23 protein-coding genes are annotated in these 25,728 nt (G+C 69.7%); 6 read left to right on the plus strand and 17 right to left on the minus strand.

The window, feature by feature from the left end; all coding sequences use genetic code 11:
- Positions 1 to 15: 15 nt before the first annotated feature.
- The 6 genes from pyrE to ABZ532_RS17870 all read right to left on the minus strand — a co-directional run bounded on the left by pyrE (position 16) and on the right by ABZ532_RS17870 (position 6,527).
- Positions 16 to 555 carry an orotate phosphoribosyltransferase gene (gene pyrE, locus ABZ532_RS17845; RefSeq protein ID WP_361283788.1) on the minus strand — a complete coding sequence of 180 codons (540 nt, stop codon included), beginning with the start codon at positions 553 to 555 and terminating at the stop codon, positions 16 to 18.
- A 46-nt stretch (positions 556 to 601) separates the two neighbouring features.
- Entirely contained in the window at positions 602 to 1,405 is an 804-nt protein-coding gene (locus ABZ532_RS17850; protein ID WP_361283791.1) for an aldose 1-epimerase, read from the minus strand.
- 90 nt (positions 1,406 to 1,495) lie between these two features.
- A complete protein-coding gene (locus tag ABZ532_RS17855) occupies positions 1,496 to 2,416 on the minus strand; it encodes an SRPBCC domain-containing protein (RefSeq protein ID WP_361283794.1) in 921 nt (306 codons plus the stop codon).
- 50 nt (positions 2,417 to 2,466) lie between these two features.
- Positions 2,467 to 4,053 carry a polyamine aminopropyltransferase gene (locus tag ABZ532_RS17860; protein WP_361283797.1) on the minus strand — a complete coding sequence of 529 codons (1,587 nt, stop codon included), beginning with the start codon at positions 4,051 to 4,053 and terminating at the stop codon, positions 2,467 to 2,469.
- An 85-nt stretch (positions 4,054 to 4,138) separates the two neighbouring features.
- Positions 4,139 to 4,657 (minus strand): DUF2617 family protein, encoded by a 519-nt coding sequence (locus ABZ532_RS17865; RefSeq protein ID WP_361283800.1) that lies wholly within the window; start codon positions 4,655 to 4,657, stop codon positions 4,139 to 4,141.
- 724 nt (positions 4,658 to 5,381) lie between these two features.
- On the minus strand, positions 5,382 to 6,527 hold the full coding sequence (locus ABZ532_RS17870) for an aminotransferase class I/II-fold pyridoxal phosphate-dependent enzyme (RefSeq protein ID WP_361283803.1): 1,146 nt from the start codon (positions 6,525 to 6,527) through the stop codon (positions 5,382 to 5,384).
- 355 nt (positions 6,528 to 6,882) lie between these two features.
- Here ABZ532_RS17870 and ABZ532_RS17875 point away from each other — a divergent pair, with 355 nt between their 5' ends.
- Positions 6,883 to 7,935, plus strand: coding sequence for a mannosyltransferase family protein (locus tag ABZ532_RS17875; RefSeq protein ID WP_361283806.1), 1,053 nt, complete (start codon positions 6,883 to 6,885; stop codon positions 7,933 to 7,935).
- A 27-nt stretch (positions 7,936 to 7,962) separates the two neighbouring features.
- On the opposite strand, the gene ABZ532_RS17880 is transcribed toward ABZ532_RS17875, so the two are convergent.
- The 3 genes from ABZ532_RS17880 to ABZ532_RS17890 all read right to left on the minus strand — a co-directional run bounded on the left by ABZ532_RS17880 (position 7,963) and on the right by ABZ532_RS17890 (position 11,754).
- Positions 7,963 to 8,517, minus strand: a complete 555-nt coding sequence (locus tag ABZ532_RS17880) for a YbjN domain-containing protein (RefSeq protein ID WP_361283809.1) — start codon at positions 8,515 to 8,517, stop codon at positions 7,963 to 7,965.
- Positions 8,518 to 8,623: 106 nt separating this feature from the next.
- A complete protein-coding gene (gene clpB, locus ABZ532_RS17885; protein ID WP_361283812.1) occupies positions 8,624 to 11,215 on the minus strand; it encodes an ATP-dependent chaperone ClpB in 2,592 nt (863 codons plus the stop codon).
- Positions 11,216 to 11,436: 221 nt separating this feature from the next.
- Positions 11,437 to 11,754 carry a (2Fe-2S)-binding protein gene (locus ABZ532_RS17890; RefSeq protein WP_361283815.1) on the minus strand — a complete coding sequence of 106 codons (318 nt, stop codon included), beginning with the start codon at positions 11,752 to 11,754 and terminating at the stop codon, positions 11,437 to 11,439.
- Between the two features lie 382 nt (positions 11,755 to 12,136).
- Here ABZ532_RS17890 and ABZ532_RS17895 point away from each other — a divergent pair, with 382 nt between their 5' ends.
- Positions 12,137 to 13,156, plus strand: coding sequence for a helix-turn-helix transcriptional regulator (locus ABZ532_RS17895; protein ID WP_361283818.1), 1,020 nt, complete (start codon positions 12,137 to 12,139; stop codon positions 13,154 to 13,156).
- Positions 13,157 to 13,439: 283 nt separating this feature from the next.
- Here ABZ532_RS17895 and ABZ532_RS17900 read toward each other — a convergent pair whose 3' ends face one another.
- Genes ABZ532_RS17900 through dnaK form a run of 4 tightly spaced genes read right to left on the minus strand, consistent with a single transcriptional unit; the run spans position 13,440 to position 17,654 of the window.
- Positions 13,440 to 13,898, minus strand: a complete 459-nt coding sequence (locus ABZ532_RS17900) for a helix-turn-helix transcriptional regulator (RefSeq protein WP_361283821.1) — start codon at positions 13,896 to 13,898, stop codon at positions 13,440 to 13,442.
- Between the two features lie 4 nt (positions 13,899 to 13,902).
- Complete coding sequence (gene dnaJ / locus ABZ532_RS17905) at positions 13,903 to 15,093, minus strand: molecular chaperone DnaJ (protein ID WP_361283824.1); 1,191 nt, start codon at positions 15,091 to 15,093, stop codon at positions 13,903 to 13,905.
- A gap of 48 nt (positions 15,094 to 15,141) precedes the next feature.
- A complete protein-coding gene (gene grpE, locus ABZ532_RS17910; RefSeq protein WP_361283827.1) occupies positions 15,142 to 15,804 on the minus strand; it encodes a nucleotide exchange factor GrpE in 663 nt (220 codons plus the stop codon).
- Entirely contained in the window at positions 15,804 to 17,654 is a 1,851-nt protein-coding gene (dnaK, locus tag ABZ532_RS17915) for a molecular chaperone DnaK (protein ID WP_361283830.1), read from the minus strand. Before dnaK ends, grpE begins: the two co-directional genes overlap by 1 nt.
- A 224-nt stretch (positions 17,655 to 17,878) precedes the next feature.
- Here dnaK and ABZ532_RS17920 point away from each other — a divergent pair, with 224 nt between their 5' ends.
- Both ABZ532_RS17920 and ABZ532_RS17925 read left to right on the plus strand, forming a co-directional pair.
- The gene (locus ABZ532_RS17920; RefSeq protein WP_361283833.1) at positions 17,879 to 18,430 is read left to right on the plus strand and encodes a sugar transferase; all 552 of its coding nucleotides are present in this window, start codon (positions 17,879 to 17,881) and stop codon (positions 18,428 to 18,430) included.
- Positions 18,431 to 18,579: 149 nt separating this feature from the next.
- Positions 18,580 to 20,847, plus strand: a complete 2,268-nt coding sequence (locus ABZ532_RS17925) for a (Fe-S)-binding protein (RefSeq protein ID WP_361283836.1) — start codon at positions 18,580 to 18,582, stop codon at positions 20,845 to 20,847.
- Between the two features lie 211 nt (positions 20,848 to 21,058).
- On the opposite strand, the gene ABZ532_RS17930 is transcribed toward ABZ532_RS17925, so the two are convergent.
- The gene (locus ABZ532_RS17930; RefSeq protein ID WP_361283839.1) at positions 21,059 to 21,724 is read right to left on the minus strand and encodes a hypothetical protein; all 666 of its coding nucleotides are present in this window, start codon (positions 21,722 to 21,724) and stop codon (positions 21,059 to 21,061) included.
- A 224-nt stretch (positions 21,725 to 21,948) separates the two neighbouring features.
- Here ABZ532_RS17930 and ABZ532_RS17935 point away from each other — a divergent pair, with 224 nt between their 5' ends.
- Together ABZ532_RS17935 and ABZ532_RS17940 are read left to right on the plus strand one after the other, a co-directional pair.
- Positions 21,949 to 23,055, plus strand: coding sequence for a VCBS repeat-containing protein (locus ABZ532_RS17935; protein ID WP_361283842.1), 1,107 nt, complete (start codon positions 21,949 to 21,951; stop codon positions 23,053 to 23,055).
- A gap of 169 nt (positions 23,056 to 23,224) precedes the next feature.
- Positions 23,225 to 24,124 (plus strand): Yip1 family protein, encoded by a 900-nt coding sequence (locus ABZ532_RS17940; protein WP_361283845.1) that lies wholly within the window; start codon positions 23,225 to 23,227, stop codon positions 24,122 to 24,124.
- A gap of 67 nt (positions 24,125 to 24,191) precedes the next feature.
- Here ABZ532_RS17940 and ABZ532_RS17945 read toward each other — a convergent pair whose 3' ends face one another.
- From ABZ532_RS17945 to ABZ532_RS17955, 3 genes are all read right to left on the minus strand, one after another.
- Positions 24,192 to 24,689 (minus strand): phosphoribosyltransferase, encoded by a 498-nt coding sequence (locus ABZ532_RS17945; protein ID WP_361283848.1) that lies wholly within the window; start codon positions 24,687 to 24,689, stop codon positions 24,192 to 24,194.
- Between the two features lie 5 nt (positions 24,690 to 24,694).
- Positions 24,695 to 25,270 carry a dCTP deaminase gene (gene dcd / locus ABZ532_RS17950; protein ID WP_361283851.1) on the minus strand — a complete coding sequence of 192 codons (576 nt, stop codon included), beginning with the start codon at positions 25,268 to 25,270 and terminating at the stop codon, positions 24,695 to 24,697.
- A gap of 72 nt (positions 25,271 to 25,342) precedes the next feature.
- Complete coding sequence (locus ABZ532_RS17955) at positions 25,343 to 25,552, minus strand: hypothetical protein (protein ID WP_361284228.1); 210 nt, start codon at positions 25,550 to 25,552, stop codon at positions 25,343 to 25,345.
- Positions 25,553 to 25,728 lie beyond the last annotated feature (176 nt).

Here is a 25,728-nt window from a genome sequence, read left to right on the forward strand (position 1 = left end):
CCGCCCCTCGACACATCAGCCCAGATCGAGATCAGAGAGCTGGTATCCGGTCAGATAGGACAGCCCGGCCTCGGCGATGGCGCCGGCCGCGCCCCGGTCCACGATCGTGGCCACCGCGACGACCTCGCCGCCCGCCTCACGGACCGCCTCGACCGCGGTGAGCGGTGAGCCTCCGGTGGTGGAGGTGTCCTCGACGACCAGGCAGCGGCGACCCCTGACGTCGGCGCCCTCGATACGGCGCTGCATCCCGTGGGTCTTCTGGGCCTTACGCACGACGAAGGCGTCCAGGCGCTCACCGCGCGCGGCGGATGCGTGCAGCATCGAGGTCGCCACCGGGTCGGCGCCCAGTGTCAGACCGCCGACGCAGTCGTAGTCCAGATCGCTGGTCAGATCCAGCATCACCTGGCCGACCATGGGTGCGGCCTCGCCGTCCAGCGTGATCCGGCGCAGGTCGATGTAGTAGTCGGCCTCACGACCCGAGGAGAGGGTCACCTTGCCGTGCACCACGGCCTTGTCCTTGATCTGCTGGAGCAGCTCAGCACGTACGTCAGTCATGGTCACGAGCTTAGATGCCGCCCCCCGCCCAGGGCCCAACCGAGGCCTACCCGAGCCTCCGCCATGTCCAGGTCGCGGACATTTCGAGTGGTTCGATGGGGGTGACAAGCCGGGGGTCCGTGTTCAGGCCGTTCGGCGGTCCGGACTGGGGCTCGACGCAGACGGCCTCCGGCTGCTCGTCATAGATCACCACCCACGGCGACCTGCTCCTGACCGTCAGCTCCAGATGCTCCGGCCAGGTGATCGTGACATCGACGCCGTCGGTCATCCCGAAGCAGTCGTCCCATGGCCCGGGGGTCGGGCCGATACGGCGGCCGGTCGGCAGATGATCGTCGCCACGCTCCTCCTGCCAGTCGGGTGTGAACGCGAGCTGCGCGTCCTTGCCGTCCGGGAAGGGGCTGCGCAGGAACCAGGGGTGCCAGCCGGCCTGGGCGGGGAACGACACATCGTAGGTCTCGACACCGAGCTGAAGCGTGAGGGAGTCCTCGGTCAGCTCGAAGATCTGGGTGACCCTTCCGGTGTACGGCCAGGGCTCGGCGAGGTCGTAGGTGAACGCGGCGGTGGTGGGGCCGGCGCCGGGGGCGAGGCGCCAGGCCGTGTCGCGGCCGGTGCCGTGGATGGCGTGCGGTGGGGAGTTCAGAGGCAGCTGATGGGTGACCCCGCCGTTGAGGAAGCGGCCGTCCCTGGTCCTGCCGCAGAAGGGGACCATGGGGAAGCAGCCGTAGCGCTCGCCCTGCCGGAGGAGCTCCACCCCCGAGATCCGCAGACTGCTGATCCGGCAGCCGTTGAGGGGTGCCACGGTCAGCTCGACATCTCCGGCGCTGAGCCGGACGTGCTCTTCGCTACTCACACCGCGACACTACTGGCGGACCAAGCACACCGCTGGAAATCGGGTGCGCCAACTGGGGGTCCCCTGGACTCAGGCCATGGCCGGAGCCGCTCAGCGCCTGCGCCGCAGGGCGCGTCCGACGACCACCGCCGATGCGATGGCGATCGCCGCGGCGGGGGCGATCCAGCGCAGAGGGCCGTTCGGGCCCGTGGACTGGGGCGCGGGCATGGGCGCGTACCGGCCGCGCGGCGGTGCGTGGTCGACCTCCTCCGCACTGCGGCCGATCATGGTGCGCCGGGCATGGGCCGCCTCGGCGGGGGGTTCGTCGGCGGCGCCGAACTCGTCGTGCGCCAGAGGGTCCAGGGATGACGGGGGCACGTCGACGTCGAAGACGGAGCTTCCGTTCACACCCTCGCCGCCGTGCTCGTCATCGGCGCCGTTACCGCCGTCGCCGCCGTTCACCGCGTCCACGCCGTTGCCGCCACTGCCGCCGTTCACCGCGTCGACGCCGTTGAGACCGCCGCCGCCGTCCGTCTCGTCGCCCTCTTCCCAGAGGTCCTCGCCGGCGCGCTCCGCTGTGGCACCGCCGGTCGGCGGACCCTGCGCCGCCACCAGTGCCAGGCCCGAAGCGAAACGCTCCAGCAACCGGATCGCCGTCTGGGCGGTCGCCTCCTGCGGAAGCGCTGCCAGGCGGCCCTCGGCGTTCGAGGTACCGGTGAAACCGAGGGTCGTACCGCCCTCCGCGGGGGTGAGCCGTAGGGTCAGCACCAGCTTCACGGCACCCGAGCCGCGCGCTTCGATGCCCTCGCCCTCGATCGCGAAGTCGCCACCCTGCCGCTCGGTGATCCGCAACTCCCCGCGATAGGTGATCGTGTGGCTGCCCACCCTGACCCTCAGCCGGCCCGTGAGCGGGCCCGCCGAAGCGTCGGCGTCCCGTTGCAGACCGGGGACACAGCGCGCGACGCGCGCCGGGTCGGCCAGCGTCTGCCGGAGGGTCTCTGCCGGAACCGGTACGAACACCTCATGCTCCATGGGAACCGAGCCTACTCAGCCCCGGCCCGCAGGTCGCTGTTCTTGCACCGTCAATCCGCGTAGCGGGGATGCAGCAGCGTCGACGGGGGCAGGTCGGCCGGGCGCTCGCGCGCCAGGCTCACCGCCCCCGGCCCCAGCACCGGCCGCGCGCCGCCCCCGGCAGCCGCCGCCAGCACCAAGCCTCGCCCGGACAGCCCCGGCACCCGGTACGGCACCGTCGCGAGCCCCGCCGAGCGCATGGTCGCCTCCACCGTCCAGTACGTGCGGTCCCCGCCCGCGACCGGTCCGGCGTTCACGGCCATCCGCCCGTCATCAGCGAGCACTTCGGCCGCGAGACCGTAGAACTCCTGGGAGTAGAGCTTCGTGCCGGGTGCGGTCGCCGGGGCCGGCAGGTCCGAGACCACCACGTCGTACGCGCCGGTCCGGACGGTGCGCAGCCAGTCGAACGCGTCCGCGCACACCACCCGCAGCCGCGGATCCCGGTACGCGTGCCCGTTCAGCCCGCTGAGCGCCGGATTCGTACGGGCCAGACGGATCATTCCGGGATCCCGCTCGACGAGGGTCACCGCGCGAACGCCCGCGTACCGCAGCACCTCGCGCGCCACGAGCCCGTCGCCTCCGCCGAGGATCAGCACCCGTGCGTGCGGACCGCGCATCGCCCCGCGTACCAGCGCCTGCTGCGAGCGCCCCGCGTCCCGGCCGCTCGCCCGCAGATGCCCGTCCAGGAACAGGTCCAGGGGCCCCTTCCGCGCCCCGGTCAGCACGACCTCCTGCATCCCGGTGCGCACGGCCACCCGCACCGGCTCCCCGTAGAACGCACGCCGTGCCGCGGCCTCGAAGTCCCCGACCAGCGCGGTGGTCGTGGCGAGCAGCGCCAGCACCGTCGCATTGGCCACCAGCAGCCACCAGCGGGCCCGCACCGAGAGATCCCGGCGGAACAGCCACAGCACCAGCGCCCCGCCCGCCACCACGTTCACCGCGCCGGTCAGCAGGGCACCGGTGAGCTGTCCGAGCCAGGGCAGGAGGAAGAAGGGAAAGGCGAGCCCGCCGACCAGGGCGCCCACATAGTCCGCCGCGAACAGATCCGCGACCGTGCCCACTGCGTCCTGTTCTGCCTGCTCGGCCTGTTCACCTCGGTCACCCCGATCGCGGCCGGTGCGCCGGGACGCCCGCTGGATCAGCGACATCAGCAGCGGGATCTCCGCCCCGATCAGCACCCCGATCATCAGCGAGAAGGCCACCAGCGCCGGCCGCGCCTCACCGAACCAGGCGAAGGTGCCGTACAGCACCAGCGCCGAGCTACCGCCGACCAGTGCCAGCACCGCCTCCACCAAAGCGAAGCCGACGGCCGCATGGCAGCGCAGCCGCTTGGCGAGCAGCGATCCGAGGCCCATCGCGAAGACCATCACGGACAGCACCACGGACGCCTGGGTGACCGAGTCACCGCCCACATACGAGGCGAGCGCGACGAGTTCGAGCTCGTACACCAGTCCGCAGGCGGCGCAGACGAAGACCACGAGGAGGACGGGGAACCTGCCCGCGCCCGGACGGACGGGCCCCCGCGCCCTGCCCTGGTCGGCCCGGTACACCTCCAGGACGCGTTCAGCGGGCGGCGCTGGCGGGGGCGGGTCGGTCATGGCGTAACGCTACGTCACTCCAGCATGCACAACACGTCACCCACACGGGTGCAATTGCCGCAAAATGCCGTGCGGGTGAGTGAAATCAGAGCGCGGCGGGCACACGTGCGCCCACCCGCGTGCGGGTCACCACCAACTGCCCCTCCTGCGGGTACGCGTGCCAGGTGCGCCACCGCACCTGCCCGTCGAGCCGCTGCGCCACCATCGCGGTGAACGCGTGCGGAGAGCCGGGGAAGGTACCCGCGAGCCCGTTCGGATGGTCGGCCACCAGGGCGAGCAACTCCTGTGCGCGGCCCGCGAAGGAGCCCTTGGACAGGGTCTCGACATGTGCCGCGAACTGGTACTCCCAGGTGCCGATCCGCTTGGCCACGCCCAGCGGCAGCGGGGTGCTGCTGCCCGGAATGCAGGCCACGGTCTCGGAGCAGACGCCTTCCTCCTCCTCGAGCAGCACCTGGTGGGAGGCGCCGAGCAGCCTCAACTGCAATTTCGCACCCGCCAGTTCGAGATCCAGCAGGGCGAGGGCGGGCAGCGGTTCCCGACCCAGCGCCCACGCCAGATCGGCCGCGCAGGTATCGGTGTAGGACGTTTTCAGGGTCGTGAGCATGGGTCGGCTCCGCAAACACGCGTAACGGGTTGACGGGCGGTCCGGGACGCCCCGGAGCAGGCACAGGGGAAACGGGACCGCCTGCTCGGCACCCCGCTTGAGGGTCCGAGGGCTGGAGGTTTTCCACAGCGAGGGAAGCATGAAGTGCGCGCCGGTCACAGGCCTTTTACCCAACACGGGGCGGTTTCCATCCCCCCGGGTGCCTTACGGTTCAACTGTTCAACAGAAATCCATCCTGGACGTCAATGTGACGACGCCCGGGGGGAGTTGAACTCCCGCCCGGGCGCACGTTCCACGCATGCATGTCAGCCGCATGTGCCTTCGGCACCATGTGCCCGTCAGCTGCCGCCGCCACCCCCGCAGCCGCCTCCGCCGCCGCCGCAGGACGACGAGGAACCGCAGGACGAACCCCCGCCGCAGGACGAACCCCCGCCGTCGCTCCCCGCCCACCAGGAGCCGGAACCGCCGCTGGAGCGGGAACCTCCGCTTCGCGACCGGGTCCTGCCACGGCCGGAGCCGGAGCGGGAAACCGCGACCGACACCACAATGGCGAACAGCATGAAAACCGCGACGATAACGATGACCTCGGCCAACATCGTCGTCACCTCCCCGTTGCTTCTTGCTCTGCTTTGTTGGGTCTCTCTGTCTCTCCGTGCGTGAAGGGGGGATGCCCCCTGCCTCCGCGAGCCAAAGCAGACTTGAGCAAGTCCAGAGGTTGCGCGCCTCAGTGCGGGCGGCCGCCTGCTTCCACCAGCCGGTCCACGGCCTGCCGGATCGACACCTCGCTCTTGCAGAACGAGAAGCGCACCAGCCAGGACGGGGCGTCCGCGCCGACGTAGAACGCCGAGGTCGGAATGGCCACCACACCCGCGCGCTCCGGCAGTTCCCGGCAGAAGCGGACTCCGTCGTCGTAGCCCCACGGCCGTACGTCCGCCTGGACGAAGTACCCGGCCTCCGCGCGCAGCGGACGCAGCCCGGCCCGGGTCAGTCCCGCGCCGAGCAGGTCCCGGTTCGCCCGCAGGGACTCGCGCAGGCCCGCGGCCCAGCTCTCCACCGAGCCGAGTGCCCTGGCAATGGCCTCCTGGTACGGGGTGCCCGAGGCGTATGTCAGGAACTGCTTGGCGGAGTTCACCGCCGTGACGAGGGGTGCCGGGCCGCAGATCCAGCCGACCTTCCAGCCGGTCACATTGAGCGTCTTGCCCGCCGACGAGATGACCAGGGTGCGTTCGCGCATCCCTGGGAACGTCGCGATGGGCCGGTGCCGCGCGCCGTCGGCGTACACCAGGTGCTCGTACACCTCGTCCGTGACGACGGTCAGGGAGCGCTCGGCACAGAGCTCGGCGATCGCCGCCAGCTCGCCGTCCGTGAACACCTTGCCCGTCGGATTGTGCGGGCTGTTCAGCAGCAGCACCTTCGTCCGGTCCGTCAGGGCGGCGCGCAGAGCGTCCATGTCGAGAGCGAAGCCGTCCCCGTCCAGGGTCAGGGGCACACCGACGAGCCGGGCACCGGCGAGCCGCGCGTCCGCCGCGTAGGCGTCGTAGCAGGGGTCGAAGGCGATGACCTCGTCCCCCGGGTCGCACAGCGCCAGCAGAGCGGCGGCGAGGGCCTCGGTGGCGCCCGTGGTCACCAGGACCTCGCCGTCGGGACGGTAGTCGAGGCCGTAGCGGCGGAGCTGATGGGCGGCGACGGCTTCGCGCAGGGCCGGGAAACCGACGGCGGGCGGATACTGGTTGCTGCCCGACAGCACCGCGTCCGCCACGTCCTTGAGCAGCTCGGCGGGGCTGTCCAGCTCCGGAACCCCCTGCCCCAGGTTCACGGCGCCGGTGCGCCGCGCCAGCTCCGTCATCTCGGTGAAGACCGACGTCCCCATGCCCCGCACCCGCGCCGCGGGATTCCCACGCACGTGTCCACCCCCGTCGAGTCAGTCCGGTCGAGTCAGCGGGCCCCCACCTTAGGCGCCATGCGCGCGGGCGTCACCGGGTCGCCACCCGGATGGCCGCGCCGGGCTCGCGCCCTGCCCGTACGCCACTGAGGGTCGGGATGACTGGCCGATCACGCGCGCCCGGAGGTGTCCACTGTCCGCCGAGACGTTCGACGAGGCGTCAGTCGATGCCCAGCCCGTACCCGACGCCCGGAGCACCGCCGATGCCCGGACCCGCTGGCGCGCGGCGCTGCGGCGGGCCGCGCCGGCGCTCGGGCTGTTCGCGGCGGCGCGGCTGACGGGCATGGGTCTGATGGCCCTGTGGGCGTGGCACATCGGGAAGTCCCCGAGGGCATTGCTCGCCACCTCCTGGGACTCCGACTGGTACAGCCGGATCGCCGCCCACGGCTACGGGCGCACGCTGCACTGGCCGGACGGCGCCGTCCAGTCCGATCTCGCGTTCTTCCCGCTCTATCCCGGTCTTGTGCGGTCCCTGACGGCCGTACTGCCGGTGACCGGGGGCACTGCGGGTCTCCTGCTGTCCTGGGCGGCGGCCGGGGCGGCTGCCTGGGGCGTGTACGCCCTGGTCGAGCGGCTCCACGACCGCCGTCTTGCGACCGTGGTGGTGCTGCTGTGGGGGCTGCTGCCGCACTCGATCGTGCTGACCATGGCGTACACCGAACCCCTGCTGACCGCGTTCGCCGCCTGGTCGCTGTACGCCCTGGTGACCGGCCGGCCGCTGTGGGCGGCCTCGCTGGCGGCTCTGGCGGGGCTGACCCGGCCCAACGGAATCGCGGTCGCGGCGGCCGTGTGCGCCGTGTCGGCGTACCGGCTGTGCACCCGCAGGAGGGAGGGTCCCGTCTGGCGGCTGTGGGCCGCGGCGGCGCTGGCACCGGCCGGCTGGCTCGGCTATCTCCTGTGGGTCGGGCTGCGCACGGGCGATCCGCTCGGCGGCTACTTCGCCGTGCAGAGCGGCTGGACCTCGCGCTTCGACCTGGGGGCGGGCTCGCTGCGGGTGGTGCGGTCGATGGTGACCGCACCGGCCTTCTTCGGCTTCCCCATGGCGCTGGTGATCACCTGCGCGGGCGTACTGCTGCTGGTGCTGCTCCTGCTGGAGCGGCCCGCGCTGCCGCTCGTCGTCTACACCGGGGTGCTGGTGCTGATCACGGTCGGGGGCTCGGGCTTCTTCGAGTCCAAGCCGCGCTTCCTGCTGCCCGCGTTCCCGCTGCTGATCCCGCTGGCGCTGGCCCTGACCCGGGCACGGCCAAGGGCGGCGATCACGGTGATCGCCGCCCTGGCCGCGGTGTCGTTCGGCTATGGGACCTATCTGCTGACGCTGGCCCCACTGGCGCTCTAGGTGTATTGACCACGAGCGCTCCGAAGCTCAGCTCTCGTCGGCGGGCTTCCCGTCCGCCTCGCCGTCCGCCGCGGCGGGCTCGAGACCGAGCAGCTCCACGAGCCACTTGTCGAACTCGATCGAGGCACGCACCCAGCTCACCGTGGACGAGACGAAGTGCTCCAGGCTCACACCGGTGCCGATCAGCATCTGCGCCTCACCGATGAGCCGGAGGGTCGGCTGGCCGCCGTCCTCCTCGTCCTCGTGGGTGTGCGTGTAGACCTTCGGCCACAGGGTGCGGCGGTTCCAGTCGTCGATCGCGTCCAGGATCTTCGCCCGGTCCTCGACGGCATGCGGCCGGTCGTAGAACGTACGCACCGAGAAGACCTGCTGCTCGTCCTCGCCGCGGAACATGAAGTACGTGCGGAAGTCCTCCCACGGCGCCGCGAGGTCACCCTCGTCGTCGGTGACGTACTTCAGCTCCATCTGGTCGAGGAGCTGCTTGACCAGATCCTGGTCGGGCACCACGGGGCCCGGCGGCGGTCCGGGCTGCGACTGGGGCTGGCCCCCGAAATTCGGAATCGAGGACGGGTCGATGCTCACGGGGTGATTCCCTTCGTACGGATGTGGCCATCCTCCCTTATGCCGGGCGGGGGCTGGCAACCCCCGCAGGCGCTTGATCCGTTCGTGTCCGGATCACCACCCCGCATCACCGCTCCGGGCCGACGAGCAGCCCGTCCCCGGCCCGGTCGACACGCACGGTGTCGCCGTCCTTGATCTCGCCCGCCAGGATCTCCTTGGCCAGCCTGTCACCGATCGCAGTCTGGACGAGCCGGCGCAGCGGCCGGGCCCCGTACGCGGGGTCGTTGCCCTCCTCCGCGAGCCACTCCAGCGCCTGAGGGGTGACCTCAAGCGTGAGCCTGCGCTCGGCGAGCCGCCGGGCCAGGCGGTCGAGCTGGAGCTCGGCGATCCTCGCCAGCTCGTCCTTCGACAGGGCCGAGAACACCACCAGGTCGTCCAGCCGGTTGAGGAACTCCGGCTTGAAGGAGGCCCGCACGACCTCCAGGACCTGACGCTTCTTGTCCTCCTCGCTGGTGAGGGGATCCATCAGGAACTGGCTGCCCAGGTTGGAGGTCAGGATCAGGATGGTGTTGCGGAAGTCGACCGTGCGGCCCTGACCGTCCGTGAGACGGCCGTCGTCAAGCACCTGGAGCAGGATGTCGAAGACCTCCGGGTGCGCCTTCTCCACCTCGTCGAGCAGCACCACGGTGTACGGGCGGCGGCGCACCGCCTCCGTGAGCTGGCCGCCCTCCTCGTAGCCGACGTAGCCGGGAGGCGCGCCGACCAGCCGGGCGACGGAGTGCTTCTCGCTGTACTCGGACATGTCGATCCGGACCATGGCCCGCTCGTCGTCGAAGAGGAAGTCCGCCAGCGCCTTCGCCAGCTCGGTCTTGCCGACACCCGTCGGCCCGAGGAACAGGAACGACCCGGTGGGCCGGTCCGGGTCCGCGATACCCGCCCGGGCGCGGCGTACCGCGTCGGACACCGCCCGTACGGCCTCGGTCTGGCCGATCAGGCGCCTGCCCAGCTCGTCCTCCATGCGCAGCAGCTTCTTGGTCTCGCCCTCGAGCAGCCGTCCGGCCGGGATGCCCGTCCAGGAGGCCACCACGTCCGCGATGTCGTCGGGACCGACCTCCTCCTTGACCATGGTGTCCTTCGCGGCCTCCACCTGGGCCTCCGCCTCCGTGGCCTCGGCCAGCTCACGCTCCAGCGCCGGGATCTCCCCGTAGAGCAGCTTCGACGCGGTGTCGAAGTCGCCGTCGCGCTGGGCGCGCTCCGCCTGTCCGCGCAGGCTGTCGAGCCGCTCCTTGAGCTCACCGACGCGGTTGAGGGACTCCTTCTCCTTCTCCCAGCGGGCGGTGAGACCGCGCAGCTCCTCCTCGCGGTCGGCGAGGTCGCGGCGCAGCTTCTCCAAGCGCTGCTTGCTGGCCTCGTCGGTCTCGTTCTTGAGCGCGAGCTCCTCCATCCGCAGCCGGTCGACGGAGCGCTGGAGCTCGTCGATCTCGACCGGGGACGAGTCGATCTCCATCCGCAGCCGGGACGCGGACTCGTCCACCAGGTCGATGGCCTTGTCCGGCAGGAAGCGGGAGGTGATGTAGCGGTCGGAGAGGGTCGCCGCGGCGACCAGCGCGCTGTCCGCGATCTGCACCTTGTGGTGGGCCTCGTAGCGGCCCTTGAGCCCGCGCAGGATCGCGATGGTGTCCTCGACCGTGGGCTCGGCCACCAGCACCTGCTGGAAGCGCCGCTCCAGGGCCGCGTCCTTCTCGATCCGCTCGCGGTACTCGTCCAGCGTCGTGGCGCCGACCATACGCAGCTCGCCGCGCGCCAGCATCGGCTTGAGCATGTTGCCCGCGTCCATCGCCGAGTCGCCGCCGGCGCCCGCGCCGACCACCGTGTGCAGCTCGTCGATGAAGGTGATGATCTGCCCGTCGCTCTCCTTGATCTCGGAGAGAACGGTCTTCAGCCGCTCCTCGAACTCACCGCGGTACTTCGCACCCGCGACCATCGCACCCAGGTCGAGGGACACCAGGCGCTTGTTCCGCAGCGACTCCGGCACGTCGCCCTTGACGATCCGCTGCGCCAGGCCCTCGACCACCGCGGTCTTGCCGACGCCGGGCTCACCGATCAGCACGGGGTTGTTCTTGGTGCGGCGGGACAGCACCTGGACGACCCTGCGGATCTCGTGGTCCCGCCCGATGACCGGGTCGAGCTTGCCCTCGCGGGCCGCGGCCGTGAAGTCGGTACCGAACTTCTCCAGGGCCTTGTACTGGCCCTCCGGGTCGGCGGTGGTCACCCGTCGCGACCCCCGGGACTCCTGGAAGGCGGCCAGCAGCTTCTTCGCCGTGGCGCCCTGCGCGGTCAGCACGTCGGCGCTGCGCCCGCCCTTGTCGGCGACGCCGATCAGCAGGTGCTCGGTCGAGAGGAACTCGTCGCCGAGCTCCTTGGCACGGCGGTCCGCGTCGGCGATCACCGCGAGCAGCTCGCGGTTCGGCTGCGGGGGCGCGACGGTGGACCCGGTGACGCTGGGCAGGTCGGCGAGCGCCCGCTCGGCCCCGGCCCGTACGGCCGCCTGGTCCGCGTCCACGGCGGCCAGCAGGTCGGTGATGTTCTCGTTGTCCTGACCCGCGAGGAGTGCGAGCAGGAGGTGTGCGGGGGTCAGATCCGGATGGCCCTCGGACACGGCTCGGCTGGAAGCGGCGTTGAGCGCATCCCGGCTCCTGTTGGTCAGCTCGGCGTCCACGTGCGGTCTCTCCTCCTTCGACTGTGCCCTGTAGGCCCTGATGTCTATGACTCATCCAACGTACACAAAGTTGAGTCTAATCCACTCAAGGCCCTGCCGCGAAGGAGGACGCAGCACATGGGGAACGCAAAAAGCACAGCGGCGCCATCGTGTTTCAGGTCCACGATGGCGCCGCTGTGTGGGGGAAGCGCCTGAGCGATTTTGAACGACGGGGGAATCGCTCAGGCACTGCGGGGGGTGGTGGTGGTCTGCGCTTCGACCAACTGGTGGTCGCGCTGATCGAGATTGACGAAAATCATGCCGTACCGGATGGCACAGCGGACGGGTTGCGGGGCCCCTCGGGGCCTCCGCAGGCAGCGGTAGGCACGGACGTCCTCATCGTCGCCGCGGGCAACCACGATCGGCTCCCCGAACAGCGTGACCATCAGCGAGTCCCCACGGCCGGGGATGGCCGTGACGAGATCGATGAAGTGCCACCCTGATCGGTACGCGGTCGCCATCTCACGGCGGAAGACACGGTCGTCCGGAGGAGCACTCATGCGCCGACGCCCGCAGGGACGCTCTCCCAGGTGGGTTCACCCGGCATCGCGATCACCGAAGTAGGTGTCCTCTCCCATGTGGGCTCACCCGGCATCGCGGCGTCCGGAGCAGGTGCCGCCTCCCAAGTGGGTTCCACCGAGGCCTCGGCCGCCGACGTCGGCGCCGTCTCCCAGGTGGGCTCCCCGTTCACCGCGAGACCACCGAGAGCGGCCGCAACGGCTATTGCGCAAAGTGCACGAACCATCCTGGTCATCGCCGATCTCCACCTCTTTTGATCACTACCTCCTCCCCCGCGCCTAAGACGATGGCTCACTCCGACCGCTTCCACCAGCGAGTGCAGGCATCATGTTCCTGTAATTCAGGACCCTGAGGGGGGTGCACATGCATGCGAAAAGGGGCGATTCGGGAGACAAGCACAGTCACGACGAGCTGTGCGAGGCGGGGAAAAACCTCTATGCGTCCGCTCTGCGCAGTGGGCGCATAGCGCGATCCGAGGTGGCCGAAGCGCCCTGCCTGGTCGAACTGGCCATGCTGCGCCCGGATCCGGAGGACGCCGAATGGCTCCGTCCGGTTCCGCCGTCCATCGCGCTGCACCAGCTGATATACCCCATCGAGCGGGAGATCCAAGAGCGAAGACGACTCACGATGTCGCTCACGGACTCGTTCGAGCCATTTATGACGCTGAATCCGCACGACCCGTCCACCACGCACGCCATCACGGTGCTCGAGGGCCTGAGCGTGATCAACACGACGCTGGACCGCGTCATCGCCGAGTGCACCGAGGAGCTGCTGACCGTACAGCCCGGCAGCGGACGCAGGCCCGCCACTCTGCAGGACGGACTGCGGCGGGTCGAGACCCTCATCGACCGGGGTGTCCGGATGCGGACGCTCTATCAGCACACCGCGCGCCACCACCCGTCCACGATTGCCTACGTCGAGCGGGTCGCCCCTTACGGCGCGGAGGTCCGCACCCTCGAGGAGATCATCGACCGGCTCATCATCGTCGACCGGAAAGTCGCCTTCATACCGGCCCGCAGCGACCGCCGGGCCGCCCTGGAGCTGCGCCACGAGGGCCTGGTGCAGTATCTCGTCGGCGTCTTCGACCAGTTCTGGCTGCACGGCGTGCCCTGGGACGACCATGTCGTCTCCTACACCCCGGAACTGGACGGCATCAGCGGGGTGCAGCGGTCCATAGCCAAGCTCCTGGTCGACGGCCACGTCGACGAGGCCATCGCCCGCCGTCTCGGGATGAACGTCCGCACCTGCCGCGCCCACATCGCCAAGCTGGCCTCCGCGCTCGGCAGTGGTTCGCGCGCGCAACTCGGCTTCCTCATCGCCCGCTCGGGAATCCTGGAGCAGGACGAACCGGGGGAGCACGCCGAAGCGGCGGAACCGGTCTAGGGGAGTCCCGGTCGGCCCAGCCGGCCCAATCAGCCCGACCGGCCCGGCAGCTGCCACGGACCGGCCGGGCCGTCACGTCGGACGTCGAGCAGCTCGGGCACATCCGCCACACGGCGCACCGGTGTGGATCAACGCCGGCGATCCCCCACGTCATCGGCCTGCGGCGCTCCCCGGCCGAGCGGTTCGCCCCCGTCATGCACCAGCACCGACCAGCGCGTAGGGGCTGGGGGGATCACCCCCCAGCCCCTACCGCATGACCTCAGGCCACCCTTTCAGGCGCCCGTCAGGTGTCCCGCCTCGGCTGCTTCGGCCGCCACACCACCAGCGCACTGGCCTGCTGCACATCCTGGTACGGCACCAGATCGCGCCGGTACGACGCGTGCACCTGCGCCTCGCGCTGCTGCATCGCCGCCGCCGCTCCCTCGACCGCCGCTGACAACTCGGCGACGCGGGCCTGGAGCGCGGCGACCTGGTGCTCCAGCTCGATGATGCGCTTGATGCCGGCGAGGTTGATGCCCTCGTCCTGGGACAGCGCCTGCACCTGGCGGAGCAGTTCGATGTCACGGGCCGAGTAGCGCCTGCCCCGGCCGGCGGTACGGTCCGGGGAGACCAGGCCGAGGCGGTCGTACTGCCGAAGGGTCTGCGGGTGCAGGCCGGAGAGCTGGGCCGCCACCGAGATGACGTACACCGGTGTCTCGTCCGTCAGCTGGTATGGATTACGGCGTCGGCCTTCCCTCTCCATGAGGTCACGCTCCCTTCGCAGCCTGGAACAGTTCTGCCCGCGGATCCGTGTCCTCAGTCGCCTTCCGGTAGGCCTCCAGCGCCTCCCGCGCCTCGTCGCCGAGCTCCTTCGGGACGGCGACCTCCACGGTGACCAGCAGGTCGCCGCGGGTGCCGTCCTTGCGGACGGCGCCCTTGCCGCGGGCCCGCATCGTACGGCCGTTGGGAGTACCGGCGGGCAGTTTCAGCGTGACCGGGGGGCCGCCGAGGGTCGGGACCTTCACCTCGCCGCCGAGGGCCGCCTCCGTGAAGGTGACCGGCACGGTGACGGTGAGGTTGTCGCCCTTGCGACCGAACACCGGGTGTGTGTCGACATGGACCACGACATAGAGATCACCGGCCGGTCCGCCGCGCTCGCCCGGGGTGCCCTTGCCGCGCAACCGGATCCGCTGTCCGTCGGAGACCCCCGCCGGGATACGGACCTGCATGGTGCGCGAGGACTTGGCACGGCCGCTGCCGTGGCAGACCTCGCACGGGTTCTCGGCGATGAGGCCGCGGCCCTTGCAGTCCATGCAGGGGTCGGTCAGCGAGAACGAGCCGCTGCCGCCGCGGGACACCTGTCCGGTGCCGACGCAGGTCGGGCACACCCGCGGTGTGCCGTTCTTGTCGCCGGTGCCCGAACACGCCTTGCAGGGCTGCTGGCTGGACATCCGCAGCGGGACCGTGGCCCCGTCCACCGCCTCGGTGAAGCTGAGCGTCACCTCGGACTCGATGTCCTGGCCGCGGCGGGGCTGGGTACGCGTACCCGCGCCCGGACCGCGGTTGAACAGCCCGCCGAAGACATCGCCGAGCCCGCCGCCACCGCCGCCGAAGCCGCCCGCGGCACCGCCCCCTCCGCCCTGGGCGCCCCCGAAGAGGTCGCTCAGGTCGAAGTTGAAGGTGCCGCCGGCACCGGGGCCACCGGCCCGGAAGCCACCGTTGCCGAAGAGGGCGCGGGCCTCGTCGTACTCCTTGCGCCGCTTGGCGTCGCCGAGCACGTCATTCGCCTCGGAGATCTCCTTGAAGCGCTCCTCGGCCTTGGCGTCACCCTTGTTGGCGTCCGGGTGGAACTCGCGGGCGAGCTTGCGGTACGCCTTCTTGATCTCGGCATCGGTGGCGTCCTTGGGGACGCCGAGAACCTTGTAGTAGTCCTTCTCCACGAAGTCCTTCGTGCTCATCGACGTCCCTCCTTCCGGACCTGTCCCTGCTCGTGAGCGGTGGTCGCGTCAGCCCTCGTCCGGGCCACCGCTCTCCTCGTCGGCCGGAGCCTGCTCCTCCTTCTGCCCCGCGGGCGTCGCACCCGGCTGGGGCTCGGCCACCGCGACCCGCGCGGGACGGATGGTCCGCTCCCCGATCCGGTAACCCGGCTGAAGGATCGCCACACAGGTCGTCTCGGTGACATCCGGTGCGTAGGAGTGCATCAGGGCCTCGTGGACCGTCGGGTCGAAGGGCTCGCCCTCCTTGCCGAACTGCTGGAGCCCCATCTTGGCGGCGACCGTCTCCAGCGATTCGGCCACCGACTTGAAGCCGCCGACCAGCTCGCCGTGGTCACGGGCACGACCGATGTCGTCGAGGACGGGCAGGAGCTCGGTCAGGAGCTGCGCGACGGCGATCTCCTTGACCGTGATCCGGTCCCGCTCCACCCGGCGGCGGTAGTTCTGGTACTCGGCCTGGATCCGCTGGAGGTCCAGGGTGCGCTCGTTGAGCGCGGTACGGACCTGGTCCAGCTGGGCCGTCAGACCCGCCTGGGCGGTGCTGTTCTGTGCTGTGTCCCCGGCCGGGGCCGCCCCCTCCTCCGCAGAGGGGGAGGCGGCCTGCGCCGCGTCTTCGGGTGTGGCGCCGGAGGGGACGTCAGGCTTCTCCTCGAAGCCCGGGGTCTCCTCCGACATCAGGCAGCGCCGCCCTTCTGGTCCTTCTCGTCGTCGACGATCTCGGCGTCGACCACGTCGTCGGCCTCATCGGCCTTGGCCTGCCCGGCACCGGCTTCGCCGGCACCGCCCGCGGCCTGCGCGTCCGCGTACATGGCCTGGCCGAGCTTCTGCGAGACCGCCGCGACCTTCTCGGTGGCGGTACGGATCTCCGCGGTGTCCTCGCCCTTGAGCTTCTCCTTGAGCTCGGTCACCGCCGTCTCGACCTCGGTCTTGATCTCGCCCGGGACCTTCTCCTCGTTGTCCTTGAGGAACTTCTCGGTCTGGTAGACGAGCTGCTCGGCCTGGTTGCGGGTCTCGGCGGCCTCGCGGCGGCGGTGGTCCTCCTCCGCGTACTGCTCGGCCTCCTGGCGCATCCGGTCGACCTCGTCCTTGGCGAGCGAAGAGCCGCCGGTGACGGTCATCTTCTGCTCCTTGCCCGTGCCGAGGTCCTTCGCGGTCACGTGCATGATGCCGTTGGCGTCGATGTCGAAGGACACCTCGATCTGCGGGACACCGCGCGGGGCCGGCGGGAGGCCGGTCAGCTCGAACATGCCGAGCTTCTTGTTGTACGCGGCGATCTCGCGCTCGCCCTGGTAGACCTGGATCTGCACGGACGGCTGGTTGTCCTCGGCCGTCGTGAAGATCTCGGAGCGCTTGGTCGGGATCGTGGTGTTGCGCTCGATCAGCTTGGTCATGATGCCGCCCTTGGTCTCGATACCGAGGGACAGCGGAGTCACGTCGAGGAGCAGGACGTCCTTGACCTCACCCTTGAGCACACCGGCCTGGAGGGTGGCACCGATGGCCACGACCTCGTCCGGGTTCACACCCTTGTTGGCCTCCTTGCCGCCGGTCAGCTCCTTGACGAGCTCGGCGACGGCGGGCATACGGGTCGAACCACCGACGAGGACCACGTGGTCGATCTCGGAGAGCTGGATGCCCGCGTCCTTGATCACGTTGTGGAACGGGGTCTTGCAGCGGTCCAGCAGGTCGGCCGTGAGCTGCTGGAACTGGGCGCGCGTGAGCCTCTCGTCCAGGTGCAGCGGGCCCTCGGCGGACGCCGTGATGTAGGGCAGGTTGATCGTCGTCTCGGTCGAGGACGAGAGCTCGATCTTCGCCTTCTCGGCGGCCTCGCGCAGACGCTGGAGCGCCATCTTGTCCTTGGACAGGTCGACGCCGTGGCCGTTGGCGAACTGCTTCACCAGGTAGTCGACGACGCGCTGGTCCCAGTCGTCACCACCGAGGTGGTTGTCACCGTTGGTGGCCTTCACCTCGACGACACCGTCGCCGATCTCCAGCAGCGAGACGTCGAAGGTACCGCCACCGAGGTCGAAGACCAGGATGGTCTGGTCGTCCTTGTCGAGGCCGTAGGCGAGAGCGGCGGCCGTCGGCTCGTTGACGATGCGCAGGACGTTGAGGCCCGCGATCTCACCGGCCTCCTTGGTGGCCTGGCGCTCGGAGTCGTTGAAGTACGCCGGGACGGTGATCACCGCGTCGGTGACCTTCTCGCCCAGGTAGGACTCGGCGTCACGCTTCAGCTTCTGCAGGATGAACGCGGAGATCTGCTGCGGGTTGAAGTTCTTCCCGTCGAGCTCGATCTTCCAGTCCGTACCCATGTGGCGCTTCACGGACCTGATGGTCCGGTCCACGTTGGTGACCGCCTGACGCTTGGCGACCTCGCCGACCAGCACCTCACCGTTCTTGGCGAAGGCGACGACGGACGGCGTGGTCCTGGCACCCTCGGCGTTGGTGATGACGGTGGGCTCGCCGCCCTCCAGAACGCTGACGACGGAGTTAGTCGTGCCCAGGTCGATGCCGACCGCACGTGCCATTTCGATTCCTCCATAGGACTTGAGTGCAACTCACTCAAGGATGCACCACCCGCCCCAGCGAGTCAACAGACCTGAGTCGCCATGACTCAACTATGGTGCGCGCCGAGACCTCCCGCGCCTGCTCCGGCGCGGCCTGCGCACACCTCCACCATCACCGTGTCATGGTTCTCGCCGAAGCACCCGAAATGATGACAGAACGGACAGGGGAGTCAGGTGAGACCCCGGTGAGAGCCCTGCACCCGGTGCAGCCCAAGCGACTTCTCGACCTGCTCGCCGGCACCGCGCTGCTGGTCATCACCGCACCCCTGCTGGTCGCCGCCGCCTGCTCCGCGGTGCTGCTGCGGCGCCCCGGAGGTGCGTACGTACACGAGACCAGAGCAGGACTGCACGGGCGACGCATCGTCATCCGCTCCCTGCGCACCCGCCGCTTCCGGCTCGACCTGCTGTCCCGGCTGCCGCACGTCGTGCGCGGCGAACTGTCCCTGGTCGGCCCGGCCGCACTGGCGCCCGACCACCCGCGCGCGGCGGCGCCCTGGCGGCAGACGGTCAAACCGGGCCTGACGGGACTCGCACAGCTCGCCCGGCACTCCACCATGCCCTGGTACGAGGCCGCACTCCTCGACCAGCACTATGTGGAGCACCATGGGATGGGACTCGACCTGGCCATCCTGCTGCGCACCCCCGGCGGGATGCGCCACCGCGGCCCGGCGCGCTCCGGACGGCGGCGGGTCAGGCGGCGCTCACAGCGGCGCCCCGCCCCTACGTACTCAGGGTGACCTGAGCGACGCAGATCACCGCTTGCGCAACTACAGTGCGGCGGAATATCTGGGTAGTCTCAGCACGGACTAATTAAGTTACCGCTTAGTAGGCAATCAGCGTCTGGTAAGCGCCGGATTCCCCACCTCGCAGGCCCGAGGAGCCCCACATGCAACTCGCCGCGATCATCGTGTCGCTGGTTCTGATCGTGGTAGGCGTGGCCCTGTTCGGCCGCGCCATCATCAAGATCTACAACTTCCTGCGGCTCGGCCAGAACGTGCCAGCGGGCGCCCGCACCGACAACCCGTACCAGCGCACCGTCACCCTGGTCCGGGAGTTCGTCGGACACACCCGGATGAACCGCTGGGGCATCGTCGGTGTCGCGCACTGGTTCGTGGCGGTGGGCTTCCTCACTCTGCTGCTGACGATCGTCAACGCCATCGGCCAGCTCTTCCAGGCCGACTGGATCCTGCCGGTCATCGGCGACTGGGCGCCGTACAACGTCTACGTCGAGTTCATGGGCACGATGACGGTGCTCGGCATCCTCGTGCTGATCGTGATCCGCCAGCTGAGCAGGCCGGACAAGCCGGGGCGCAAGTCCCGCTTCGCCGGCTCCAACTTCGGCCAGGCGTACTTCGTCGAGACCGTCATCCTCATCGTCGGCGTCTGCATCTTCATGCTGCACGCCCTGGAGGGCGCCCAGCACCACGTGGAGGGCTACGAGGCCTCGTTCTTCATCTCCTACCCGGTGGTGTCGTGGCTGGAGGGCATGGACGTCTCCACGCTCCAGAACCTCACCTACTTCTTCGCGGGCCTGAAGATCGCGACCTCCTTCATCTGGATGATCACGGTCTCCCTCAAGACCGACATGGGCGTGGCCTGGCACCGCTTCCTCGGCTTCCCGAACATCTGGTTCAAGCGCAACGCGACCGGTGAGACCTCGCTCGGCGCACTGCTGCCGATGACCTCCGCCGGCAAGCCGATCGACTTCGAGGACCCGGGCGAGGACGACGTCTTCGGCGTCAGCCAGGTGGAGCAGTTCTCCTGGAAGGGCATCCTCGACTTCTCGACCTGCACCGAGTGCGGTCGCTGCCAGTCGCAGTGCCCCGCGTGGAACACCGGCAAGCCGCTCTCCCCGAAGCTGCTCATCATGTCGCTGCGCGACCACGCGCACGCCAAGGCCCCGTATCTGCTCGCGGGCGGCGGCAAGACCATGGAGGGCGAGGAGAAGGCCACCGAGGAGCAGCTCAAGGACGTCCCGGCCGCGGCCCTCGCCGAGGCCGAGCGCCCGCTGATCGGCACCGCCGAGGAGAACGGCGTCATCGACCCGGACGTGCTGTGGTCCTGCACCACCTGCGGTGCGTGCGTGGAGCAGTGCCCGGTCGACATCGAGCACATCGACCACATCGTCGACATGCGCCGCTACCAGGTGATGATCGAGTCCGCGTTCCCGTCCGAGGCGGGCACGATGCTCAAGAACCTGGAGAAGAAGGGCAACCCCTGGGGCCTGGCCAAGAAGCAGCGCATCGAGTGGACCAAGGAGGTCGACTTCGAGGTCCCGGTGGTCGGCAGGGACGTCGAGGACCTCACCGAGGTCGACTACCTGTACTGGGTCGGCTGTGCCGGTGCGCTGGAGGACCGCGCCAAGAAGACCACCAAGGCCTTCGCGGAGCTGCTGCACATCGCGGGCGTCAAGTTCGCGATCATGGGCGGCGAGGAGAAGTGCACCGGTGACTCGCCGCGTCGCCTCGGCAACGAGTTCCTGTTCCAGCAGCTCGGCGCGGAGAACGTCGCGATGCTGAACATGGCGTTCGGCGAGGACGACGAGGACGAGTCGACCAGGAAGCCGAAGTCGGCGAAGAAGATCGTCGCGACCTGCCCGCACTGCTTCAACACCATCGCGAACGAGTACCCGCAGCTCGGCGGCGAGTACGAGGTCATCCACCACACCCAGCTGCTCCAGCACCTCATCGACGAGGGCAAGCTGATCCCGGTGACGCCGGTCGAGGGTCTGATCACGTACCACGACCCCTGCTACCTGGGCCGCCACAACAAGGTCTACACCCCGCCGCGCGAGATCATCGCCAAGGTGCCGGGCCTGCGGAACGAGGAGATGCACCGCCACAAGGAGCGCGGCTTCTGCTGTGGCGCCGGTGGTGCCCGCATGTGGATGGAGGAGCGGATCGGCAAGCGCATCAACACCGAGCGGGTGGACGAGGCGCTGTCGCTGAACCCGGACATCGTGTCCACCGCCTGCCCGTTCTGCCTGGTCATGCTCACGGACTCCGTGAACGGCAAGAAGAACGACGGCAAGGCCAAGGAGAGCCTCCAGGTCGTGGACGTGGCGCAGCTGCTCCTCGATTCCGTCAGGACGCCGGTCGACCCGGCGGGCGAGGCGGAGACGGAGAACTCGCCCGAGCCGGAACCGGTGAAGTGACCACGGCGTCGTTTGTTCCGTAGCACGGAAGCGGCCGGACCTGCCTCGGGGGCAGGACCGGCCGCTTCCGTTTTCACGGTTTCCCGGTCATCCGCTTTGACGGTTTCCCGGTCATCCGCTTTGACGGTTTCCCGGTCATCCGCTTTGACGGTTTCCCGGTCATCCGCTTTCGCGGTTTCCGGGTGATCGTGTGATCAGGTGCGGTACGTCGTCACCGGGTGCGATACGTCTGGATGAGCTCGCCGTGGAAGTCGAACACCCAGCCCTTGCCGCCGCTCCTGCCGTCGACGACCACGAGCAGCGGCTCGCGCGTGTCCCCCTGGTCGGTGACGAGCTTGTACGTCCAGCCGCCGTAGCGGGCGGTGGAGGACTCGGGCGTCAGGGTGCCCAGCGAGCGGCCGGTGTCCGACGAGACCTCGGCGCGGGGCTTGTCGCCCTCGATCAGCCTCACGGCGCGCCCGTCGGGCATGACGACCCCGGCAGAGGCACTCGTACGCGCGGTGCCGGGCTTGTCCCCGCGCTCGAGCCAGGACACGACGTTGCCGTCGGGCAGCAGCATGACCCGCAGCTGGTGATACCGCCCGAGCGCCGGGGCTCCCGCGCTTTCGAGGGTGCCCACTCCGGTCCGCCCGTCCCGGATGTCGGCGCGCTGGTGGTTCGGGCCCAGCCTGTAGACGCGGGCGACGGACCCGTCGGCGAGTTTGGCCGCCCTGCCCTCACCGGTCGTGGTGCGCCCCTCGTCCGGGCCGGATTCGATACCGGACCCGGCGCCCGCCTCGGCGAAGGCCGCCCCGGCCGGAATGGCCAGGGCCATCACGGCTCCCGCGGCGACGGCGGTGTTGACGGCGTTACGGAACGTACGTCGGGTGACGTGCATGGGAAAGGAACTCCTGCGTCGGAACAGCTGACCACCCCGACGCTAAGCACCCCATATGTAGCGCTTCCCTCGAACATGTAACAGACACCATCGAAATTCCGCACAAATGTGCAAATCCTCCACGCGTGACCCATCACCCACCGCCCACCCATTGGCGAAAGCCCCTGGTGGGAGCATGATGATGCGGCTGGTTTCCCAGGGACGAACGAGAAGAAGACGGAGTCGTGGTGCGCCGAATCCGCAACACCACCCTGACGGGTGCGGGTGCGCTGCTCGCGGGCGCGCTGCTCGCGGGTTGCGGGCTGGTACCCCACCCCGCCGCCACACCGTCGCCGTCCGCAGCCACCCCCAGCACCTCCGTACTCGCCGGCAGCGCGGCGCCCGTACCGCGCGGCGACGGAAGCCGGGTCCCGGAGGACTTCAACGGCGACGGCCACCGCGACCTGATCCTCAACGACCTGGTCAAGGCCCCGGGCAGCGGCCATGACGACGACGCCGGCCTCGGGATCGTCTACGGCACCGCCACGGGCGCCCCGGGCCCCGCCGTGCACCAGCTCCTCACCCCGCAGGCCAACGGCGCCAAGGTCGCGGGCGTGCTGCCCTCGGCCTTCGACGCCGCGGCGGCATGCGACCTCGACCAGGACGGCTTCAGCGATCTCATCGTGGCAACCGACCCCCCGTACAACGGCGTCGGACGCCCGCCCGTCCCCCTCCAACTGCTCTTCGGGGGCCCCACGGGCCTCGGTGGCAAGGCCGTCGTGCTCAAGATCCCCGGGCAGGCGCGATACGGCAACGAATGGCCCGACCACCCCGTCTGCGGCGACTTCGACGGCGACGGCACCGAGGACCTCGCCGTCACCGCGACGGCGGGCCAGGTGAGCTTCCTGCGCGGCCCGTTCACCCGTACGGGCGCACCGCGCGCCGCTGCGAAGCCGATCCCGGGCGGAGGCCCCGTACTGGCCGCGCCCTCCCCCAGGCCGGACGCGAACGGCGACGGCTACGACGACCTCGTCCACTCCACCCGCTCGCTGGCCCCGGGCGCGGAGGCGGCCAAGGGCAAGCTGCTGCTGGGCGGGCCGGACGGCCCGGGCGCTCCCGGGGGGTCGTACACCTTCAAGGCCGTACGCATCCCACCGGCGCCCGCGCTGCCGGCCGGTGAGTCATCCACCACGACGGACCTGCTGCGTTACGCGGACTTCGACGGCGACAAGCGGCCCGATGTGGTGACGCGCACCCACCGGGGCGAGAGCGCCGACGTGATCGCGTTCTACCCGGCGACCGGAGACGGCTCCCACCCCTCGGTCACGTTCAGCACGGCGGTCTTTCTCTGAGCGGTCCTCCTCCAGCGATCTTCCTCCGGGCGCTCCTCCCCTGAGCCCTGTGCGGGCCTTAGGGATGCTCGGGGACATCACGTAGGGGATGTCACAGCTCCGCAGCAAAGGCACCCGCGTTCCGGGACTGGGGACACCGGACCTCACGGGAACAGGTACGTTCGAATACGTGGCTGGATTCAGGATCGGACGCGGCCGGGGCAACAACCGCCCTCCGCAGCAACCGCAACAGGCGCCCCCGCCGCCGTATGGCCCCTCGCAGGGCCAGTACGGCGGTGGCCAGGCCGCGCCCTCGTACCCCCCGCAGCAGCAGTGGCCCCCGAGCGGCGGCCACCCTGGCGGCCACTCCGGCGGCCACCAGCAGGCGCGGGCCCCACACGGCGAGCCGGAGTACTTCGGCGGCGACCACCACCCGGCCGGTGACCCGTACGCCAACAACCCCGGCCACACCAGAGCCTTCAGCATCAACGAGGACCCCTACGGAGACGCCGCCACGTACCACGCCGGCTCCGCCTCCGTCCCCGCGGGCCCGCGCCTGCACTGGAAGGAACTGCTCAGCGGCATCGTGCTGCGCCCCGGCCAGACCTTCCTCCAGATGCGGGACTACCCGGTCTGGGGCCCGGCGCTCACGATCACCTTCCTCTACGGGCTGCTCGCGATCTTCGGCTTCGACCAGACCCGTGACGAGGCCATCAAGGCACCGTTCACAACCGCGCTCACCTCGGTGCTCATCACCGGCGTGGCCTTCGTCATCGGCAGCCTGATCCTGGGCGCCGTCACTCACACCCTGGCCCGCCAGCTCGGCGGCGACGGCGCCTGGCAGCCGACGGTCGGCCTCTCCATGCTGATCATGTCCCTGACGGACGCCCCCCGACTGGTCTTCGCCATGTTCCTGGGCGGCGACAACTCGCTGGTCCAGGTGGTGGGCTGGGCGACCTGGCTCGCGGCGGGAGCGTTGTTCACGTCGATGGTGAGCAAGTCCCATGATCTGCCCTGGCCGAAGGCGCTCGGCGCGTCGGCGATCCAGCTGATCGCGCTGCTGTCCATCATCAAGCTCGGCACGATCTGACACGGCCCGAAGAAGAGGCCCCCGCCTTCGGGCGGGGGCCTCTTCTCGCGTCTTCTGCGTCTCGCGGTCAGGCGTCGAGTACCTGACCCTCACGCTGCACCACGGGGGGCTCGGCGCTCCACGGAAAGTTGATCCAGTCGTCGGTGCGCTTCCAGACGTACTCGCACTTCACCAGGCTGTGCGGCTTCTCGTAGATGACGGCGGAACGCACCTCGGCGACATGCTCGAGACAGAAGTCGTGCACGAGCTTGAGCGTCTTGCCGGTGTCGGCGACGTCGTCCGCGATCAGGACCTTCTTGTTCGAGAAATCAATCGCGTTCGGCACCGGAGCCAGCATCACGGGCATCTCGAGCGTGGTCCCCACGCCGGTGTAGAACTCGACGTTCACCAGGTGGATGTTCTTGCAGTCCAGGGCGTACGCCAGACCCCCGGCGACGAACACGCCGCCACGGGCGATGGAGAGCACGACGTCCGGCTCGTAGCCGTCGTCCGCGATCGCCTGCGCCAGCTCGCGAATCGCGCCGCCGAACTTCTCGTACGTCAGGTTTTCCCGTATCTGCGTCACGCCCGTCACACCTGCGTCCGATGGAAGTTCACAAACGACCGGGAAGCCGTCGGCCCCCGCTGTCCCTGATAGCGGGACCCGTACTTCTCGGAACCGTAGGGGTGCTCCGCGGGCGAGCTCAGCCGGAACATGCACAGCTGACCGATCTTCATCCCCGGCCACAGCTTGATGGGCAGCGTGGCCAGATTCGACAGCTCCAGCGTGACGTGCCCGGAGAAACCAGGGTCGATGAAACCCGCCGTCGAATGCGTGACCAGACCGAGCCGCCCGAGAGAGCTCTTGCCCTCGAGCCGGGATGCCAGGTCGTCCGGCAGCGTGACGACCTCGTACGTCGACGCCAGCACGAACTCACCGGGGTGCAGGATGAACGCCTCGTCCCCCTCCGGCTCCACCAGCCGCGTCAGATCCGCCTGCTCGACCGCGGGGTCGATGTGCGGATAGCGGTGGTTCTCGAACACCCGGAAATAGCGGTCGAGCCGCACATCGATGCTCGAGGGCTGCACCATCGATTCGTCGTACGGGTCGATACGCACCCGTCCGGCGTCGATCTCGGCCCGGATGTCCTTGTCTGAGAGAAGCACCCCCCGAGGATACGCAGAGCGCACGGCCCCACCCCAACCGGGCGCCCGCCGCGCGCTCCCCTCGCCACCGCCTCACCGGCCCTGACGCTGCTCCACCACAACCACCGGCCCGCCCCGCTCGCGCCCGACCGGCACCGCGTGCCGCAGCCGGGCACACCGAGGACACCGGATCAGCCGCCCGGGCCCGATCCGGCCGTCACCGAGCTGCTGCATCGGAAACGACGAGGTGGTGAACACATGCCCATCGGCACATCGGACGACGGTGCGCTCGATCGAGTCCATCGGGTCCATCAAGTCCCTTCCCCAACACGCGGACGAGACAGCCACATTAAGGGATCAACAGGACACCACTCCAGACGCCGCGCCACCCCGCCCGACTACCCGAAGGTACGCCCTCCGTCACCTGCTCCCACACGAAAGCCCCACGGCTCCATGCACCGTGGGGCCCCTATGGGGTA

The sequence above is a fragment of the Streptomyces sp. NPDC019396 genome (genome assembly GCF_040632375.1).
Classification (GTDB): domain Bacteria; phylum Actinomycetota; class Actinomycetes; order Streptomycetales; family Streptomycetaceae; genus Streptomyces.

Excerpts from the sequence above, each read along its gene's own strand:
- ABZ532_RS17930 (WP_361283839.1), bottom strand. The coding sequence starts at position 21,724 with ATGCACGTCACCCGACGTACGTTCCGTAACGCCGTCAACACCGCCGTC.
- ABZ532_RS17855 (WP_361283794.1), bottom strand. The coding sequence starts at position 2,416 with ATGGAGCATGAGGTGTTCGTACCGGTTCCGGCAGAGACCCTCCGGCAG.
- ABZ532_RS17895 (WP_361283818.1), top strand. The coding sequence starts at position 12,137 with ATGCATGCGAAAAGGGGCGATTCGGGAGACAAGCACAGTCACGACGAG.
- ABZ532_RS17900 (WP_361283821.1), bottom strand. The coding sequence starts at position 13,898 with ATGGAGAGGGAAGGCCGACGCCGTAATCCATACCAGCTGACGGACGAG.
- ABZ532_RS17955 (WP_361284228.1), bottom strand. The coding sequence starts at position 25,552 with ATGGACTCGATCGAGCGCACCGTCGTCCGATGTGCCGATGGGCATGTG.
- grpE (WP_361283827.1), bottom strand. The coding sequence starts at position 15,804 with ATGTCGGAGGAGACCCCGGGCTTCGAGGAGAAGCCTGACGTCCCCTCC.
- ABZ532_RS17875 (WP_361283806.1), top strand. The coding sequence starts at position 6,883 with ATGGGTCTGATGGCCCTGTGGGCGTGGCACATCGGGAAGTCCCCGAGG.
- ABZ532_RS17860 (WP_361283797.1), bottom strand. The coding sequence starts at position 4,053 with ATGACCGACCCGCCCCCGCCAGCGCCGCCCGCTGAACGCGTCCTGGAG.
- dnaJ (WP_361283824.1), bottom strand. The coding sequence starts at position 15,093 with ATGAGCACGAAGGACTTCGTGGAGAAGGACTACTACAAGGTTCTCGGC.
- ABZ532_RS17925 (WP_361283836.1), top strand. The coding sequence starts at position 18,580 with ATGCAACTCGCCGCGATCATCGTGTCGCTGGTTCTGATCGTGGTAGGC.
- ABZ532_RS17865 (WP_361283800.1), bottom strand. The coding sequence starts at position 4,657 with ATGCTCACGACCCTGAAAACGTCCTACACCGATACCTGCGCGGCCGAT.
- dnaK (WP_361283830.1), bottom strand. The coding sequence starts at position 17,654 with ATGGCACGTGCGGTCGGCATCGACCTGGGCACGACTAACTCCGTCGTC.
- ABZ532_RS17870 (WP_361283803.1), bottom strand. The coding sequence starts at position 6,527 with ATGGGGACGTCGGTCTTCACCGAGATGACGGAGCTGGCGCGGCGCACC.
- ABZ532_RS17890 (WP_361283815.1), bottom strand. The coding sequence starts at position 11,754 with ATGAGTGCTCCTCCGGACGACCGTGTCTTCCGCCGTGAGATGGCGACC.
- pyrE (WP_361283788.1), bottom strand. The coding sequence starts at position 555 with ATGACTGACGTACGTGCTGAGCTGCTCCAGCAGATCAAGGACAAGGCC.